The organism is Bacillus sp. BPN334 (assembly GCF_008368885.1).
Classification (GTDB): Bacteria; Bacillota; Bacilli; order Bacillales; family Bacillaceae_G; genus Bacillus_A; species Bacillus_A wiedmannii.
Genome location: NZ_QOZW01000013.1, coordinates 316,660 through 335,891 on the forward strand (window position 1 = coordinate 316,660; position 19,232 = coordinate 335,891).

Below are 19,232 nucleotides of genomic sequence, written 5' to 3' on the forward strand. Positions count from 1 at the left end.
AACTTAGTATAGAAAAATAACCAGATTACCAAATTACACTAGTTTTTCCTATTGTTAAAAATATAGAGGTGAGTAAATGGGAAATTATGCTTCTTCAATCTTATATGATGTAGAGCCCTGTAAAAGCTCTGAACAAAATTGTATTGATGATGTGATTGCTACGTTAGCTAATTGGTTTAAGCGGAAACATTATTTAATGTACGCTAGATTATGGGATTTTGGTTTTTCTCCTGTCGATAATGGGAATTTAGGGGATGGATTATATACAGAGTCTGGTTATTTTGTAAGTGATTTAGAAAAATATCATGGTATAAAAAGTACTATATTTGATACAGATTCATCTGATGAAGGATTTGAAATTATATTAGAACAGTTATACTCGGGATTTCCTGTGGTGGTAACCATGAATGCATACTGGCTTCCTTGGGATGAAAATTATCTAAAAAATCATATTGTTCATTCATTTGTTGTTGTAGGGTATGAGCCCGAAGAAGACTGTTTAATTATTACCGATCCATATTTTATGGTTAAAAATGCACAACTTTCAATAGAACTTTTTCATAAGGGTTATCAAAAAGTAAGTACTTTAAAAGTTACTGAAGATGAGATCACAGACATACAATTGATTACAACCGATTTGTTAAATTGGATAAAACATATAAAAGATAAAAAACATATTTTTTCACAAATGCACCTTTTTGCTACGCAATTAATAAGTAAGTTTGATTTGAATAAAGAGACAGATGGATATTTAGACTTTAATGATGTTCCGTTATTCTCACATTTGGGTCAAGTTGTAGATGGCCGAGTAAAGTTTTCCAAAATGCTTTCGTTTCTTGGTGAGCATTATCACTCTGACTTCCAAACTATCGCTGAATCTATGAAGACAGCAGCTGCCAATTGGGGAGTAATTCGTGGATCATTGATAAAAATGCACTTAACAAAATCAGTAACTAAAGAAGGAATAGTAAATATTTCAGATAAAATTCACCATGCTGCAGAATACGAGCAAAATTTAGCTGGAAAAATAATGACATTTCTTATTTCTGTTATAGAAGGTAATACAAAGAATGTAATTATAGATTCTTCTCCATCGATGGAGACTACTAATTATGTAAAACCACTCGATAATATGGAGAGAAAGCTAGTTGATATATGGAAAGAAGTTATAGGTAATCCTTGTATTGGTGTGGAAGATAATTTTTTCGCACTTGGTGGTCATTCCCTTCATGCTACAGTAATCAACGCTAAAATATGGAAAGAATTTAACGTGCAATTATCATTGGCAAACCTTTTTGAGTATCCAACAATAAGAACTTTAAGTAATTTTATTAAAAATTCAAAAGAAAATAGGTTGCAAGAGATAGAAATAGTACCGAAATCTGAGGTATACCCGGTTTCATCGGCTCAAAAAAGAATGATGTTATTACAAGAGATGGATGGGGTACAGATGACATACAATGTACCAAGTTGTTTTATTCTTAAAGGAACGGTGGACCGGAAAAGGATAGAATTAGTCTTTGAAAAGCTTATTAAACGCCATGAAATACTCAGAACACAGTTTGAGTGGCAGGGGGATCAATTAGTACAGAGAGTATTAGAACAGGTAACATTTGAGCTAGAAATGATAAAGGGAGAGTATAAAGAATGGTTGCAACCATTTAATCTTTCTAAGGTTCCGTTAATGCGGGCTGGACTAAAGGTGCTAAAAGATAATAGTTATTTACTTGTAATTGACCTTCATCACATCATAACAGATGGCGTGTCTTTAAGTATCTTTATGCATGATTTTAAGGACCTATATGCTGGGGAAACATTGCCGGAAAATCGTTTGCAATATAAAGATTATGCTGTGTGGGAACAAAAATTATTATCTTCTAAAGAATTTGATATCCATGAGAAATACTGGGAAGAATTATTCTCAGGGGATATACCAGTTCTTGAATTACCATATGATCGAGGTCGACCACCTGTAAAGAGTTTCGAGGGTAAACAATATAATTTCCAAGTAAACAAGGAAATTACTCGAAAAATAAAAAAAATAGCACTAGAAACTGATACGACACCTTTTATGTTACTTATGGCTACCTTCACTATTTTTCTGTACAAGCATGGGGAACAAAAGGATGTCATTATAGGATCACCAGTTGCAGGTAGGCCGCATGCTGATTTGTTACCTCTTATGGGGCTGTTTGTAAATACAATTGCATTACGTTATCAAATAAATCCAGATCAATCTTTTATTAATCACTTGAAAAAAGTGAAAAGCGATACGTTAGAAGCTTTCGAACATCAGGTGTATCCATTTGATCAGTTAGTGGAAAAATTAGATCTTTCTAGAGACTTAAGCCGAAGTGCTTTATTTGATGTCATGTTTGTATTACAAAATTCGGATGAAAAACATACAGTTGTGGATGGATTAGAAATTAGCAAGGAAACAAACAAAGATACACTAACAAGTAAGTTTGATTTAACGCTTATTGCTGAAGAAAATAAAGATATATATGAATTCACTTTTGAATATGCTACATCTTTATTTGATAAATCAACAATAGTAGAATTTGGACGGCGATTTAACCTTCTATTAGAAGAAATAACAACTCATCCTAATGTTAGTCTAAAAGATATTCAAATGTTAACAAGTGAGGAAAAAGAACTTGTTTTATCTGCGACTCAGGAGAAAGAAAAAATAAAAATAGAGACCGATTTTAATTGGGATATTGGTTAATTGATTTCCCAGGTCTCAGAAGGAGTAATTACATGGATAATCATGAAAAAATACGTCAATACATTAAAAAAAATCTTATTATTTTTAATGCAGAGGAAACTATTGTTGCTAATGATGACAATATATTTGAAAAAGGTTATGTAAATTCGCTCTTTGCTATGCAAATGTTAAATTTCATAGAAACGGAATTTGATATAGTAGTAGATAATGATGAACTTGATATTATTAACTTTTCTACTATTAATAATATGGTTGATCTAATTAACAAAAAGAAGAATGGGAATTTCACAGTATGAGTAATGCAGAAGAGATTCTGGGAGTAGTTGATGAGTTTGCGGAAAAGAAGCTTCGGCCTCGAGCAGGTGAGTTTGAAAGTGATGAAGAGCTTCCCTATGATGTAATACAAGAACTCTCAAGTTATGGTGTATTGGGTGCAACGATACCAAAAGAATATGGTGGACTTTCTCTCGATTCTTTAGATTATGGTCGTCTTACTGAAATCATTGGTAAAGCTTGCAATTCGGTTCGTGAATTACTTACAGTTCATGTATCTTTAGTAGGGGAGTCAATTAAAAGGTGGGGTACTGAAGAGCAAAAGAGAAAATGGTTACCTGAGATGGCAACGGGGAACCTATTATTTTCATTTGCCCTAACTGAGCCAGAGGTTGGTTCTGATGCAAAAGCGGTTGGAACTTCCTATAAACAAGTTGATGATTATTTTATTCTTAATGGGCACAAAAAATGGATTTCATTTGCTGACATTGCAGATTGTTTTTTGGTTTTTGCGTCCAGTGAAGGAAAAGTTAGTGCCTTTATTGTTGAACGGTCAATGACGGGTGTTTCTACAAATAAAATGAGTAAACTGTTAGCAAGTAATTCTTCGCATATAGCTGAGATTCATTTGCAAGATGTAAAGGTACCAGCTGAAAACTTGTTAGGACCAATTGGGGGTGGATGGAGTTATGTAGTTAACACAGCTCTCGATCATGGTAGATATAGTATTGCCTGGGCAGGAGTAGCCATTGCTCAAGAAGCACTAGAAGCAATGGTAGCTTATTCAAGAAGAAGAAAACAAAGAAATAAATATATATGTGAATATGAAGCAATTCAAACAATTTTAGCAGAAGCAAGTGTAAATATAAAAGCAGCTCGTTCATTATGCCAAGCGGCTGGGAAAAAGCGTCAGGATAGACATACTGATGCTGTAATTGAAACAACCATTGCAAAATATTTTGCCTCAAAGATGGCTATGAAGGTAGCCACAGACGCTGTCCAAGTGTTTGGTGGAAACGGATTTTCAAGAGAATATCCTGTTGAGCGTTTATTTAGGGAAGCAAAGGTTTTAGAAATTATTGAAGGTACCTCGCAGGTACTTCAGCCAATTATTGCGCAGCATGCACTTCACACTTGTTCTCAAAAGGGAGGACTTTTAAAAATATGATTTATGAATTAGTAAAAGAAAAGGATGAATTCAAACAAATATCTCCACTTCTCGTTGATTATAAGAATCATCCAATACTTAACGGTATAGCTCATGGTTACAATAAGGGACATATTTATGTGGATAATCCTAATAACCCTAGATGCGCACTTGTGTGGGCAGAACAAGAAATTTTTTATTTATTAGGTGATCCTACAAGTAGTTTTGTTTCAAGTCTATCAACTTTTATTAAAGAAGTAATTGCACCTGAGGCCGAGCGGATAGGGGATGACTTTTTTCAGGTTGAATTATTACCTGAATCAAAATGGAAACAGGTTGTTGAGGAACAATTGCAAATGTTTATTCCTAAACCTTACACTCGAGTAACATTTACTTTTGATCCGGAGTCTTATAATAAGTTATCTAAACCTAATATACCTGATGGGGTAACGGTGGAACGTATTACAATCGACATGCTATCAGATAAAAAGTTCGCAATGGTACGGGATGATATTGTTGATTTTTGGGAGTCAACTCAGGATTTCATCCGAAATGGATTTGGTTATGTAGTAATGGTACATGAACAAGTTGTAACTAGTTGCTTATCGGTTTTTGCAACAGATACTGATGTGGAAATTGGAATTAATACTTATGATTTATTCCAGCGAGGTAAAGGGTATGCTTGGTTGGCTGCAAGAGCATTCTTGGATGACTGTTTAAAACAAGAAAGAACACCACATTGGAAGACAGAGGATTTTCGTATTCCATCTATTAAACTAGCGGGAAAAGTTGGATTCACAAATCTTCAAACCTATACAGCTTATGTGTTTCCTTATAACGAATTAGATAATTTCGTTTTTACCGCGTACCATCAATTAAGATACTATTCAAATTTTAATAAAGCTAGTGAGTTTGTACAAAAAGCTCGTACTATAGGAGATTTAAATGCATGGCATCACTTTTTACTTTCATGTGGTTATTCATTAATTGATAGAATCGATCTTTCGTTAAAGCATATGAATCTTGCACTAGATCTAGGATGGAATGATGTATCAGATATTCGCTATGTAGTTGATTTAGTGAATTTAAGAAAAACTGAAGAGGGACGAGCTTTATTAGATAGAGTTGAAGATAGCTTAAGATGAAAATAAGGGAGATAAAAAGATGAATATTGTATTTATGTTTCCTGGCGTAGGATCCCATTATTCTGGAATGGGTAAGTACCTTTATGAAAACTTCCCTGTAGCACGTGAGATATTTGAAGAAGCAAGTGACACTCTAAAAATAGACATGGCTTCCCTTTGTATGGAGAAGATATACAAAGCTGACCTTGAAAAGTTACAAAATTCACAGACTGCTTTAGTAACAACTAGCATGGCAGCTTTTCGAGTTTTTGAACAGGAAATAGGCAATAAACCAGAGGCAATGATTGGATATTCTTTGGGAGAATATACAGCTCTATGTGCTTCTGGAGCAATTGCATTTTCAGATACCTTAAAATTAGTACAAGAACGTAGTACGATTTTGAGTAGCTATGCATTGACTATAGATGGAACTATGGCATGGGTTAACAATCTTGCTCCAGAAATTGTTGAAGGTATTTGTTCAGAATTGTTAACCAAGGGACAGGAAGTATATATATCGGCTTATGACACTCCAAATAAAACATCAATTTCTGGTACAAACTCTGCGGTTCAGTTAGCTTGTGAAATGGTAGTAGAGCATGGGGGAATTGCAATCCCCCTTAAATTAAGTGGGCCATTTCATTCTCCTATGATGCAACCTGCTGCTGAAAAATATAAGAGTGTACTAGAAAATATAGATATGAAACAGCCATTAGTACCTGTCATAGCGAATCATGATAGTTCAATGTATAAAGGTGTAGAAAATATAAGAGAAAACCTTTACTTACAATTAATAAAGCCTGTGAAATGGTTGGACATGATTCACTATCTAATGAATCAAGGGTCTATGAAAGCTATTGAAATGGGACCAAAGGAAGTCTTGAAGTACCTTCTGCAAGCTATTAACCCTGCTATATCGACATGTAATTATGAAAGGGAGAAAGATATCCTAAATACAAAAAATTCTTTTACATTACAAGAATCTGATTATGAAGAAGTAATATCAGGGTGTTTAACTGTAGTTGTAAGTACAAAAAATTATAATACAGATTTAAGTGAGTATCAGAAAAAGGTAGTACGCCCATTTCAAAAGGTCCAAAGTCAATTCGAAGAAAAAATTAATTCGGGGTATTCAGTGGAGAAAAGTGATGTAGAAGAAGCAATCCAAATGATGAAAACAGCACTTACTGAAAAACAGATTAAAGAGAGAGAACAAAAACGTTACCTGCAAAGAGTTCTTCAATGTAAGAGTTTTTAGATATAAATTATAAATATATTAAGGGAGCGATGATGGATAAATGTTCAAGAAAATTGGTATTGTAGGTGCTGGAACAATGGGGATCGGCATGACAGTAGATTTAGTATTGCATGGTCTAGAAACGGTATTAATTGATGTGACAGAAGAGCAGCTAGAAAAAGCGGAAGAGAAAATATTAGAGACAGTTCGCTTTGCTCCTCTGATTAATAAAGAATTTCCTAGAATGCATAAGGAAGAAGTACTTTCGTTAATAAGTAGCTCTACTAATCTTGATGAAGTGGCTGAATGTGATTATATAGTAGAAAATGTTCCAGAAAACTGGCAAATTAAAGAGCCGATCTATAGAAGATTAGATGAGATATGTAAAAAGGATACAATTTTTGGAGTAAATACGTCTTGTATCTCAATAACAAAAGTAGGAGGAGTAACAAAGCGTCCAGATAAAATAATAGGAATGCATTTTATGAATCCGGTATATATGAAACCATCTATAGAAGTTATTAGAGGGTATTTAACTTCAGATGAAACGGTCATGAAGGCTCAAGCTTTCCTCAAACAATTAGATAAAGATGCCATTGTTGTTAATGATCAGACCGGTTTTGTTTCTAACCGTATCTCCCACTTATTCATGAATGAATCAGCTTGGGTTGTAATGGATGGTGTAGCAACACCTAAACAGGTAGACGATATATTTAAAAAATGCTTTGGACACACAATGGGTCCATTAGAAACAGCAGATTTAATTGGATTAGATACAGTATTACATTCATTAAATGTACTTTATGAGGAATATCAAGATCCAAAGTTTAGATGTTGCCCATTACTTAAAAAGATGGTGGATGCTGGTGAATGTGGTAGGAAGAGTGGTAAAGGTTTTTACGCTTATTAAAATTAAAAATTACTAATAGGGGTGTATAAAATGCAAGATAAAAATTTAGAACAAATTATTCATATGTATATTCAAGATCATGTAGGTATTGAATTTAATGATGATACTGAGATTTTTGAAGAAGGATTAGTTAATTCTTTATTTGCAATCCAATTGATGACTTTTCTTGAAAAAGAATTTGCCATAAAGGTAACCATGGATGACTTAGATATGGATAACTATAAGTCTGTAAATTCTATTGGAAATTTTATAAGAAATAAGCAAATGGTTCGGTAATGGACATGAAACAATACTTAGAGCCATCTCAATATAAAATATATCAGAATTTTTTGGATTTTGTATGTGAATATATAGAACCTCATGCTAATAGTTGGGAGATTGAACAGGGCATTCCATCAGACATAATAAAGACTTGTGCTAAAAATGGTTATTTAGGTGGAACACTTCCAGCGGAGTATGGTGGATTAGAATGGGATTATGTAACGTATGGGTTATTTACTGAAGCAATAGCAAGAGGTAGTGTCTCTCTTTCGGGATTATTTAATGTCCATACGATGGTAACAGAAACGATTTTAAAATGGGGAACAGAAAATCAAAAAAATCAGTGGTTACCATTACTTGCATCTGGTAATCAAATAGCTGCATTAGCTCTTACTGAACCTGGAGCAGGATCAGATTTAAATATGATTAAAACGAACTTCGATCAACACGGGGATAAATTAATACTTAATGGAGTGAAGAAGTGGATCACTTTTGGTGCAGCTGCTGATGTGTTTTTGGTATTTGGAAAACTAAATGGTGAACAACCAATTGCCTGTTTAGTACCAAAAGATAGTGTGGGTGTAAATGTTACTCATATAAGAGACATGCTTGGATTTAAAGCTGCATATTTGGCAGAAATTCAATTCAATAATGTAGAAATACCTTTAGAAAATATCATTGGTAGACCAGGATTTTCTTTTACTTACCTTGCACCGTATGCTTTAGAATTTGGGCGTATTTCAATTGCCTTTGCTGCTCTTGGTGTATTACGTACTTGTTTAGAAATCTGTGGGAATCATGTATTACATAGAAGCGCATTTGGTAACTCTCTAATTGATCATGGCATGATTTCACATATGGTTACGGATATGGGAGTAGATTTAGAAGCTTCTATACTCCTTAGTTTAGAAGCTTGTAAGGCCAAAAATGAACATCGAGCTGATGCTACTGAAAAGATTATGATTGCAAAATATTTTGCATCGCGCTCAGGTACAAGGCATTCAACGAATGCTGTACAGATTATGGGAGCACTTGGTTGTAATGATAATTATTCAATATCAAGGTGCTTTAGAGATTCTAAAACAATGGAGATCGTTGAGGGGAGTAATCAGATTCATCAGCTATTACTTGGTAAGGGATTTGCTAAAAAAGCGAAACGTGCCATTGAAAAAATACCTGTAACTAAAGGAGTGATACAACCCGGATGAGTACATGTATACAAAAGCTGTTTGAAGAACAAGTAGTCCGTACGCCAGATGAGGTTGCTGTTATCTTTAAAAAAGAAACATTAACCTATAAGGAATTAAATGAAAAAAGTAACCAATTAGCTCGTCTTTTACGTGAAGGTGGAGTTGGTCCAGATACAGTTGTAGGTATTATGGTAGAGCGATCTATCGAAATGGTTGTCGGAATTTTCGGGATATTGAAAGCGGGCGGAGCATATCTTCCGCTTTCCCCGAATCATCCATCATCACGATTACAATTCATTATAGAAGATAGCGGTGCTAAATTAATACTTACGCAAAAGCAAATCCTACATCGTTTTCAAGATAGTTTGAAAGCTGATATGTTAGCTTTAGATTCGATTTTCTATGAAGGAAATGGTGAAAATCTAGAGTGTATTAACAAACCGTCTGATCTTGTGTATGTAATATACACTTCCGGTTCAACCGGGAAACCTAAGGGTGTTATGATTGAGCATTCGGCCTTAATAAATCGAATTGAGTGGATGCAAGAAGCTTATCCAATTAGTTCAAAGGATACTATATTACAAAAGACCCCTTATACATTTGATGTATCCGTATGGGAGATGTTCTGGTGGGCCATAGTTGGAGCCAAAGTATGTATTCTTGCGCCAGGGATGGAGAAGTTTCCACAGGCTATTATTGAGACAACTGAAAGTAATGACGTGACAATTATGCATTTTGTACCATCTATGTTAAGTGCATTTTTACACTATCTTGATGTGACAGGTGAAACTAACCGAATAAAATCGTTGAAACAAGTATTTGTTAGTGGTGAGGCATTACTGTCTCAACATGTAAACCGTTTTAACAAGCTGCTAAATTTCTCTAATGGTACACTTCTTACTAATCTGTACGGACCTACTGAAGCAACCATAGATGTGACTGCTTTTGATTGTCCGACACATGAGATTACAGAAGGGAGCGTTCCAATAGGGCGACCAATTAGGAATATTGAGATGTTTGTTGTTGATAAATATGGTAATAAACTTCCGGAGGGCCATATAGGAGAATTATGTATCTCAGGTATCGGATTAGCACGTGGATATGTAAATAGGCCGCAATTAACGGCAGAAAAGTTTGTACAATATTCCCTTGATACCCGTATATATAAAACCGGTGACTTAGCTTTAATAAGATCGGATGGGAATATTGAGTTTCATGGAAGAATTGATTTTCAAGTTAAAGTTAATGGGCTTCGTATTGAGTTAGGGGAAATAGAATCGTGTTTAATGTCTTGTGAAGGAGTTTTACAATGTGCGGTAATTGTAAGACAAGAATCTGAGATGGTAGTTAAGTTAATAGCTTTCTATGAGTCAGAAAATGATATTGAGTTAGAGAGGTTAAAAAAATATCTTCGCTTATTTTTACCAGATTATATGATTCCTAACAGTTTTGTACGTGTAAATGAAATGCCATTAACGGATAGCGGAAAGATAGATAGAAAGGCACTTGCCTTATTAGGTTCCGATAAATATTCACACCATACCACACTTGTAGGAGGTTCTGTTAATGAGGAAAGCAGTAAAGATTCATAAAGAAGATATTGAAGATGTAATCGCCCTTACACCAGTGCAGGAAGGTATTCTTTATCATTATTTGAAAGAACCCGAAGGAAAGCTATATCATGAAGAACTTCGACTTTGCTTAACTGGAAAAATTAATATTCCAAAGTTCGAAGAGGCGTGGAATTATGTAACACGGGAAAATGAAATGCTGCGTACAATTTTTCGATGGGAAAAAGTTAAACAACCTGTACAACTTATATTAAAAGAGCATACTCCGAACATTATATATAGTGATGGTAAAGTCTCTAATGATACAGAAAGCTTTGATTTACAAACAGTTCCCTTTTCTATCGAACTGTGCCATTTGAACGAAGGCGAATATGAAATGGTTTTACGTCATCATCATATTTTGTTTGATGGTTGGAGTAATAGTATTATTTTACAAGAGTTTATTAAGGTATATCGAGAGTTAATAAAGGGAGATATACCATCATCTATAAATAAAAAGAAATTTAAAGAATATATACTATGGCAACAAAAACAAGATAAATCAAAACAAAAGCTTTTTTGGGAACAATATTTAAATGAATTAACTGAACAAATAAATTTATCCAATAAAAATTCTAATCAACTAAAAAAAGCCAAAACATATGTAAAAGAGATAGATAAAGAGCGAAGTGATAGATTTCGAAGTTTTGCAAGTAATCAAGGTGTAACATTGGCTACATTATTTTATACAGCCTGGGGTCTATTATTACAAAGGTACAAAAATTCAGAGGACGTAATATTCGGTACAACAGTATCCGGGCGTTCAATTCCAATGCATGGTCTGAGTGAAATGGTAGGTTTATTTATAAATACACCACCACTTCGTGTAAGTGCTGATGGGAGAATGACTGTTTCAGATCTTTTACAAAGAATTCAAAGTGATGTCCAAAGAAGAACTGAATATGAAACGACTCCAATTGTTGATTTAAACGTGTCATTTGACACTATTATGGTAGTTGAGAATTACCCTCTTGATATAGAAAAGCTGAAAGAAACTGATGAAAGTGTAAGAATTTCAGGTTATGAAGTAAATGAAATGACCAACTATGATTTAACTGTCTCAATAGAGTGTTTCGATTCTATTAAACTTGCAATGATGTGGCCTGAAGATGTATTTGATGAATCTATTATTACCAGTATAACTAACCATTTTATACAGCTATTAGATTCAATGCTTTTAGATGAAGGACAACCAATACAAACTCTTAAAATGTTAGATGAGGCAGAAGAAAAGTTTTTGCTTCAAGGTGGTCAAAATCAAAGTGCTACATTCCCACGCACAACACTTCATCAATTAATTGAGATGCAAGCTGAAAAGCATCCGGAGAGAGTAGCACTTACATTTGAGAATAGTGAGATGACTTATGGAGAGTTGAATGAGCGTGCGGATAAAGTGGCATTTGCTCTTTTAAAAGAAGGTGTAACTTTAGATTCTCCAGTAGCTGTAATGTTGGATTACTCATTTAATATGATTATCTCTCTACTTGGTATTTTAAAAGCAGGTGGGGCTTATGTTCCAATTGATCCTGATTATCCTCAGGAACGAATTGATTTTATTCTTCAAGATAGTGGTTCAAATGTAATAATAACCTCAAATTTATTTGAGGATAAAGTTAAATTTGATAGCACAATGCTTTTTATTGAAGAACTTAATGAGACACCGATGCAAGATTTCGAGAGAGTAGATGTTGCCCCAAATAATTTAGCATATGTCATTTATACTTCTGGAACAACAGGACGTCCTAAAGGGGTTATGATTGAACATAGTAATGTAATACAACTTGTCATGCATCAACCAAATAGTTTTAAATTCTCTAGTAATGATGTGTGGTTACTATTTCATTCTTTCTGTTTTGATATGTCAGTTTGGGAGATATTTGGATCACTTACTTATGGTGGACGTCTTGTCCTGGCAACAAAAGAAACAATCCGTGATACGTATAAACTTGCTCAGTTGATTGCAGATGAGGGAGTAACGGTATTGAATCAAACTCCATCTGCATTCTATGTTTTTCAGCAAGTAGTTGAAGAAATGCCTAAACTTTCTTTCAAAATTAGGTTAATTACATTTGGAGGGGAAATGCTGAAGCCAGGTTTACTGCAAAGTTGGTTTAAGCGTTCACCTAATACGGTCATAGTAAATATGTATGGAATAACTGAGACGACAGTACATGTTACTTATAAGGAAATTGGAGAAAAAGAAATGCATAGTAATCTTAGTGCTATAGGCGTGCCTCTTCCTACGTATTCGTGCTATGTATTTGACAAACATATGAATCCTACACCTAAGGGAATGCAAGGGGAACTTTATGTTGGAGGGCATGGAGTTGCGCGGGGATATCTAAATCGTCCCGAACTAAATAGGGAACGTTTTATACAGAATCCTTATAATCCAAGTGAAAGATTATATAGATCAGGAGATTTAGTCCGTATTCTTGAAAATGGCGAAATGGAGTATATAGGTCGTAGTGATCATCAAGTGAAGATACGTGGTTATCGAATCGAAACAGGAGAAATAGAACATCATTTACAACAGCATGTGGATGTGAAGGAAGCGGTAGTTTTATCTATTGCTTTTGGAGAGGAACAAGAACTGTGTGCTTATATACTAACTGATCAAGATATATCTCAAAATGAATTACGTTATTATCTTACTGACAAAATACCTTCGTATATGATACCTATGTATTTTGTACTTTTAAGTGAAATGCCATTAACTACGAATGGAAAAGTTAATCGTCGTGCTTTACCTAAGCCTACTAAGTTAGTACAACCAAATGATTTGCTAGATGAGCTTGAAACAACGGTAGCTGATGTTTGGAAGGAAGTTTTGGGGATAGAAAAAGTAGGATTGTATGATAATTTCTTTGATGTAGGAGGGAACTCCTTAAAAATGGTTCGATTGTTCTCTCGTTTACGAAGCAAGTTTGAAAAAGAACTTACAATGCCTATGTTATTCCGATACCCAACGGTTCATGATCAAGCTTCCTACTTTAGAAGTGATAATGATATGGATCACCAACCTAAAGAAGTTAAGAAAGAAAATCTTTTATCTATGAATAAAAATGATGTAGCAGTGGTTGGTATGGCGGTTCGTATGCCAGGCGCTTCTAATCTTAAGCAATTCTGGTCAAATTTAGAACAAGGGATAGAATCCATTCGTACATTTACAGATGAAGAACTTAGTGAGATGGGCATACCAAAAGAAGTGATTCAAAAACCTAATTATATAAAATCTAAAGGGTATTTAGAAGATGTAGATGCATTTGATAATGAATTCTTTGATTACAGTCTAAAAGAAGCTGAAATGATGGATCCACAACTGCGTATACTTCATGAATGCGCATGGGAAGCACTAGAACAAGCAGGTGAGGTTAATTCTTCTCATATGAATACAGGAGTTTATGTTGGAGGATCACCAAATTTCCACTGGCTTCGTTCTATTGCTAGTGAATCTTCTAATACATTAGAAGATTTCCAAGCAATGTTGTTAAACGAAAAAGATTTCTTTGCTACTCGATTGGCTTATAAATTAAATCTAAAAGGACCAGCGATTACAGTACAAACAGCTTGTTCTACCTCCTTAGTTGCTATTCAAAACGCATGGGCAGATCTTATCGATGGACGATGCGATATAGCTTTGGCCGGGGGAGTAAGTATAACTTATCCAATAAAAACAGGATATTTATATGAAGATGGTATGATTTTCTCACCAGATGGTCATTGTCGAGCTTTTGATAAGGATGCTCAAGGAACAGTGGGTGGAAATGGTGCTGGTATTGTAGTACTGAAAAGGTTGGAGGACGCTCTTCGAGATGGAAATTTAATACATGGAGTTATTAAAGGAGCTGCAGTAAACAATGATGGGTCCAATAAGGCTGGATTTACAGCGCCAGGGGTTGATGGACAAGCTGCTGTTATAAAATCGGCTCATAAAATAGCTGGTGTTAAGCCTGAAGAAATCTCATATATAGAAACTCATGGTACTGGTACGCAACTAGGTGATCCTATAGAAGTAGAAGCATTGAAGTTAGCTTTTGGTAAGCAAGAACCAGGTAGAGTTTTAATTGGATCAGTGAAGACGAACATTGGACATTTAGATGCTGCAGCAGGAGTTGGAGGATTTATAAAGACGGTCTTAGCTTTGAAAAACAAGAAAATTCCGCCGAGCCTTCATTATAATAACCCAAACCCTAGCATTGATTTTGGAAAAAATCCGTTTCGTGTAAATACGGAAATTATCCCATGGAAAGAAGAGGTAAGAAGAGCGGGTGTTAGTTCGTTTGGGATGGGTGGAACTAATGCACATATAGTGTTAGAGTCTGTTCCTGACAATGCTAAGAATTTTGAAAAACAATCTTGGAACTTATTAACTGTTTCAGCAAAAACAGAGGAATCTTTAGATAAAGCTACTAACGATCTATTATTGTATTTGAAGGAGAATCTAGAGATATCACTATCTGATACAGCTTATACATTACAAAAAGGTCGTCGTGAATTTCCATATAGAACTGCTGTAGTTGCTAATGGAATAGAGGATGCCATAGAAAAACTTGGTGATACGGGACTAGAGAAAACAAACGCAATGGAGAGTAGACCTTTAGCCTTTCTTTTTTCAGGGCAAGGATCACAGTATATCAATATGGGTAGAGATTTATATGAAAATGAACCTGTATTTCGTGAACACGTTGATCAAGGTTTAGCCTTACTCTCAAATTGGCTTGATATAGACATGAAAAATATTTTGTATCCTACAAAGGAGACAGAGGATAAAGCAACTGAACAGTTAAATAGAACTTCAATGACGCAACCTCTACTATTCACTATTGAATATGCATTAGCCAAACTTCTAATGAAGTGGGGAGTTTATCCAAGGATCATGTTTGGCCATAGTATTGGTGAGTTTGTAGCAGCTTGTTTAGCAGAAGTAATGTCTTATGAAGATGCATTACATTTAGTAATGATTAGAGGAAAGCTAATGAATAGCGTACCAGAAGGCGCTATGCTAAGTGTAAATTTATCTGTTGAAGAATTACAAATGTATATAACAGATGATGTAGATATAGCAGCTGTAAATTCCTCTCAACATTCAGTAATTTCTGGTACTGTACTTTCAATCAATAAGATTGAGGAATTACTTTTAAATCATGGAGTAAAGACAACACGTCTATTTACTTCGCATGCTTTCCATTCTCGAATGATGGATGAAGTTCTAGATTCATTTGAGCAAGCTGTAGGAAATATAAAATTATCAAGTCCTAAAATACCTTATATCTCTAATATTACAGGTGAAATGATTACAGCAAATCAAGCCACATCACCTTCTTATTGGGCACAGCATCTACGAAGTACTGTTCAATTTTCAAAGGGATTATCTGAAATTTTTTATTTAAAAAATGTAATTTGCCTTGAGATTGGCCCAGGTAATGCATTATCAACTTTTGTATTAAAACATTTAAATAGAAGTAAAGATCAATTGGCTTTAAACATGTTACGTCATCCTCTGGATAAATCAAATGACTTCGAGCATTTATGCAAGCAAATGGGACGGTTATGGATGCAAGGTGGAACTATAAATTGGAATACTTTTAATAACATTGAGAATAAAAGGTTATTAGATTTACCAACGTATCCTTTCATGAAAAAACGATTTAAAGCTGATCCAATTTTTAATACTCAATCTCGGAGTTTAACTCAGGAAACAAGAGGTCATAATAAACAGGCTAATATTAAAGACTGGTTTTATTTGCCTTCTTGGGAACGCAAAACATTAAAATCTATACAAATAAAGAAAGAACAAAAATATAAATGGCTTATTTTCAATGATCATCTAAATAGATTCAATCGACTGATAGAAAAATTAAAAAGAGAAGGTCAGGATGTAATTGAAGTTAAAACAGGTGGTATTTTCTCTGAAAAATCCGACGGTTTATATACGATATGTCCATCTCAAAAAATGCATTATGAAATGCTATTTTCAGAATTAGAACAAAAAGATTTATTACCAAATAAGATTATACATGCTTGGAGCTTTAATCCAGTTAATGAGGTTATTCTCGATCAAGAGAGAATTGAACGATCAATGGATGAAGGATATTATTCGTTACTTTATATTGCACAAGCAATTGGGAAAATTAATTATGAGGGAGCATTACAGTTAAATATCTTTACTGACCGTATGTTTGAAGTTACAGGTACAGAGCTGAACTTAAAACCAGAGCAAGCTACAATTCTAGGCTTTTCAAAAATATGCAATCTTGAGTTTCAAAATATAAAATGTCGTACCATTGATATGGATACAGATTCTCAACAAATGTTTGAAGAAGCGGGTTTAATGGAGAGTTTTGTGGATTCTACTGATATAGTTGTAGCTTATCGAGGACGTCATCGATGGGCGCAAACGATTATTCAAAATCCTTTTGAGGAAGAAGATGTAGAAATTGATAGATTACGAGAGGGTGGCGTCTATTTAATTACTGGTGGACTTGGTGGAATTGGATTTGAAATTGCAAAAGATTTAGCTAATAGAGTACCAAATGTCAAACTTATATTGATTGGCCGCTCAGAGTTCCCACCTCGTAATCAATGGGAACAATACCTAGAAAATAAAGACGAGCGTGTAAGCCGAGTTATTTCTGATTTGTTGACAATGGAGTCTCAAGGTGCAGAATACATGATTCTAAGTTCTGATGTTTCCAATCAAGATGATATGAAACAGGCAATTGAAAAGGCTAAATCTCGTTTTGGTTCTATTAATGGCGTAATTCATGCAGCAGGTGTCGCTGATTATCTAGGTATTATGATGAATCGTGAAAAAGAATCTAATAATAAAATTTTAGCTCCGAAAATTAAAGGTACACTAGTGCTCGATGCTTTATTAAAAGATGAACCAATTGATTTCTTCGTACTATGTTCATCAATTGGTAATGTGGCGTATCATATGAAATTTGGTCAGAGTGGTTATAATGCAGCGAATGAATTTTTAGATGCATTTGCGTTTTATAAGCGGGCTCATGATGGAGTGTTCACTGTAGCTATTAACTGGCCAGATTGGCAAGAGGTGGGTATGTCACTTAAGTCTGCTGAAATATGGGCAAAGCAATTTAATATGGATATGGAAAGTGTATTACATGATGGTGTAACTGTAGAAGAGGGCTTGAAGGTATTCCGTAGTATTATCAATAGAAATCAACAACAAGTTGTGGTTTCTCCAATAGATTTACATTGGAAACTTTTAAATGGTGCCAACTATTATAATGAACTATTGGAAAAAGGAAGTAAGAATAGATTAAAGCAGAATCGTTCAGATGTTTCCACAACGTATAGACCACCAACTAATGAAATTGAACAACAATTATACGAATTATTAAAAGATATGTTTGGAATTGAAGAAATAGGAATTTACGATAATTTCTTCGATCTAGGAATGAGTTCTTTAGATCTTGTTCGTATTAATGTGAAATTAAAAGAAGCCTTTAAACGAGACTTACCTATAGTTGTTCTTTATGAGCATACGTCAATTAAATCTCTTGCTAAATATTTAAGTAATCAAGAAGTAAATAACAATTTAACAAATAAAAAAGAGTTATTGAAAGCGAAATCGGTTATGAAAAATACATTATCTGCTTTAAAAAGTAGAAAGTAGTAAAGGGAGGGGAACAACATGATTAATAAAGAAGTAGTTCCGTCGAAAGTTGAGTTTTGCTGGGGATTACCTGTTATTCCAACGCCACAAACAAAAGAACTTCTAGAGGAATATGTTAATCAAGCTAAAAGAGCTGAGAAGAATAACTTTGACTCGGTATTGGTTTCGATTGCACCAACATCTGTTGATCCAATGATAGCAGCGTCTATGATTGGAATGAATACGGAGTTTGTAAAGATTTTGGTTGCGCAAAATACAAACCAGATGCTTCCTACCGTAACAGCAAAAGCATTGAATACCTTAAATAGTTTAATTGGTAATCGTGCAGATATTAACATTGTAACTGGTAGTGCCTCGCTTGTCCTTGCGCGTGATGGATTACCAGAACCGCACCATGTTCGATATGCTAGGACAAAAGAATATATTGAGCTGTTACAACAATTAAGACGAGGAGTAACTAGCTATAAAGGTGAGTTTTATCAAGTAGAAAATAGTGATATTTATCCAAAGGAAGATCTCTCTCGAAGTGCCCGCTACTTTGTAGCGGGTTCCTCCGAGGAGGCAATGAGAATAGCTGCAGAGTATGGTGATGCTTATATACTTTATGCAACAGACCGCAAAAGTCTTAGAGAACACTATCAAACAGTTAATAATTACGCTAAGCAATATGGGCGCGAGAAAATTCCAGGTGCTATTTTAGTAGACATCATTGCTCGTGAGACTTCGGAAGAAGCATATGAAGAAGCATATGAATTACTCGAGAGAACACCAGCAGCCTTAAAGAGGATGACTAAGCTATTTTTAGATAATGCAGATTCTGTTGGACTTCGCCGATACAAAGATTTAATTACAAAAGATAGTATGTGGATAGATGATCATCTTTGGGGAGGTCTAAGTTTAGTTAACCCATCTAATTCAATTTCTATAGTTGGTAGCTATGAGGAAGTCATCTCGACGTTAACTGATTTTTGGGAAATAGGGGCAAATTATTTTCTTATTACTTCTCAGATTAGTGAGCATGAAATAGAACGTATTGGTCAAAATGTTTTGCAACCATTTAAAAAGAAAATTGAAAAGTTAATCCAAGTTAACTAAAAGAGGGCTAAA

Annotated in this window: 11 protein-coding genes; all 11 read left to right on the forward strand. The window is 34.5% G+C overall.

The window, feature by feature from the left end; translation table 11 throughout:
• Positions 1 to 76 precede the first annotated feature (76 nt).
• From DN393_RS21875 to DN393_RS21925, 11 genes are read left to right on the forward strand one after another with little or no spacing between them, the layout of a single operon-like run.
• On the forward strand, positions 77 to 2,728 hold the full coding sequence (locus tag DN393_RS21875) for a condensation domain-containing protein (RefSeq protein ID WP_149173922.1): 2,652 nt from the start codon (positions 77 to 79) through the stop codon (positions 2,726 to 2,728).
• A 32-nt stretch (positions 2,729 to 2,760) separates the two neighbouring features.
• Positions 2,761 to 3,024 (forward strand): acyl carrier protein, encoded by a 264-nt coding sequence (locus DN393_RS21880; RefSeq protein ID WP_000368639.1) that lies wholly within the window; start codon positions 2,761 to 2,763, stop codon positions 3,022 to 3,024.
• Positions 3,021 to 4,169 carry an acyl-CoA dehydrogenase family protein gene (locus DN393_RS21885; RefSeq protein WP_149173923.1) on the forward strand — a complete coding sequence of 383 codons (1,149 nt, stop codon included), beginning with the start codon at positions 3,021 to 3,023 and terminating at the stop codon, positions 4,167 to 4,169. Before DN393_RS21880 ends, DN393_RS21885 begins: the two co-directional genes overlap by 4 nt.
• The gene (locus tag DN393_RS21890; RefSeq protein WP_149173924.1) at positions 4,166 to 5,293 is read left to right on the forward strand and encodes a GNAT family N-acetyltransferase; all 1,128 of its coding nucleotides are present in this window, start codon (positions 4,166 to 4,168) and stop codon (positions 5,291 to 5,293) included. Before DN393_RS21885 ends, DN393_RS21890 begins: the two co-directional genes overlap by 4 nt.
• A gap of 19 nt (positions 5,294 to 5,312) precedes the next feature.
• Positions 5,313 to 6,530: an ACP S-malonyltransferase gene (locus DN393_RS21895; RefSeq protein ID WP_063549854.1), complete on the forward strand. Its 1,218-nt coding sequence runs from the start codon at positions 5,313 to 5,315 to the stop codon at positions 6,528 to 6,530.
• A gap of 40 nt (positions 6,531 to 6,570) precedes the next feature.
• Positions 6,571 to 7,419: a 3-hydroxyacyl-CoA dehydrogenase family protein gene (locus tag DN393_RS21900; protein ID WP_149173925.1), complete on the forward strand. Its 849-nt coding sequence runs from the start codon at positions 6,571 to 6,573 to the stop codon at positions 7,417 to 7,419.
• 30 nt (positions 7,420 to 7,449) lie between these two features.
• The gene (locus DN393_RS21905; RefSeq protein WP_001152970.1) at positions 7,450 to 7,695 is read left to right on the forward strand and encodes an acyl carrier protein; all 246 of its coding nucleotides are present in this window, start codon (positions 7,450 to 7,452) and stop codon (positions 7,693 to 7,695) included.
• A complete protein-coding gene (locus DN393_RS21910) occupies positions 7,695 to 8,888 on the forward strand; it encodes an acyl-CoA dehydrogenase family protein (protein WP_149173926.1) in 1,194 nt (397 codons plus the stop codon). The genes DN393_RS21905 and DN393_RS21910 overlap by 1 nt, the downstream gene beginning before the upstream one ends.
• A complete protein-coding gene (zmaJ, locus tag DN393_RS21915; protein ID WP_149173927.1) occupies positions 8,885 to 10,462 on the forward strand; it encodes a zwittermicin A synthase ZmaJ in 1,578 nt (525 codons plus the stop codon). The genes DN393_RS21910 and zmaJ overlap by 4 nt, the downstream gene beginning before the upstream one ends.
• Positions 10,437 to 18,125, forward strand: a complete 7,689-nt coding sequence (locus tag DN393_RS21920; protein WP_149173928.1) for a non-ribosomal peptide synthetase/type I polyketide synthase — start codon at positions 10,437 to 10,439, stop codon at positions 18,123 to 18,125. Before zmaJ ends, DN393_RS21920 begins: the two co-directional genes overlap by 26 nt.
• Positions 18,126 to 18,143: 18 nt before the next feature.
• Positions 18,144 to 19,220: an LLM class flavin-dependent oxidoreductase gene (locus tag DN393_RS21925; protein ID WP_048559778.1), complete on the forward strand. Its 1,077-nt coding sequence runs from the start codon at positions 18,144 to 18,146 to the stop codon at positions 19,218 to 19,220.
• The last annotated feature ends 12 nt before the right edge of the window (positions 19,221 to 19,232 follow it).

Bases quoted from the DNA above. Each gene is read 5' to 3' on its own strand.
- DN393_RS21895 (WP_063549854.1), top strand. From the start codon at position 5,313: ATGAATATTGTATTTATGTTTCCTGGCGTAGGATCCCATTATTCTGGA.
- zmaJ (WP_149173927.1), top strand. From the start codon at position 8,885: ATGAGTACATGTATACAAAAGCTGTTTGAAGAACAAGTAGTCCGTACG.
- DN393_RS21885 (WP_149173923.1), top strand. From the start codon at position 3,021: ATGAGTAATGCAGAAGAGATTCTGGGAGTAGTTGATGAGTTTGCGGAA.
- DN393_RS21925 (WP_048559778.1), top strand. From the start codon at position 18,144: ATGATTAATAAAGAAGTAGTTCCGTCGAAAGTTGAGTTTTGCTGGGGA.
- DN393_RS21905 (WP_001152970.1), top strand. From the start codon at position 7,450: ATGCAAGATAAAAATTTAGAACAAATTATTCATATGTATATTCAAGAT.
- DN393_RS21875 (WP_149173922.1), top strand. From the start codon at position 77: ATGGGAAATTATGCTTCTTCAATCTTATATGATGTAGAGCCCTGTAAA.
- DN393_RS21900 (WP_149173925.1), top strand. From the start codon at position 6,571: ATGTTCAAGAAAATTGGTATTGTAGGTGCTGGAACAATGGGGATCGGC.
- DN393_RS21910 (WP_149173926.1), top strand. From the start codon at position 7,695: ATGGACATGAAACAATACTTAGAGCCATCTCAATATAAAATATATCAG.
- DN393_RS21920 (WP_149173928.1), top strand. From the start codon at position 10,437: ATGAGGAAAGCAGTAAAGATTCATAAAGAAGATATTGAAGATGTAATC.
- DN393_RS21890 (WP_149173924.1), top strand. From the start codon at position 4,166: ATGATTTATGAATTAGTAAAAGAAAAGGATGAATTCAAACAAATATCT.
- DN393_RS21880 (WP_000368639.1), top strand. From the start codon at position 2,761: ATGGATAATCATGAAAAAATACGTCAATACATTAAAAAAAATCTTATT.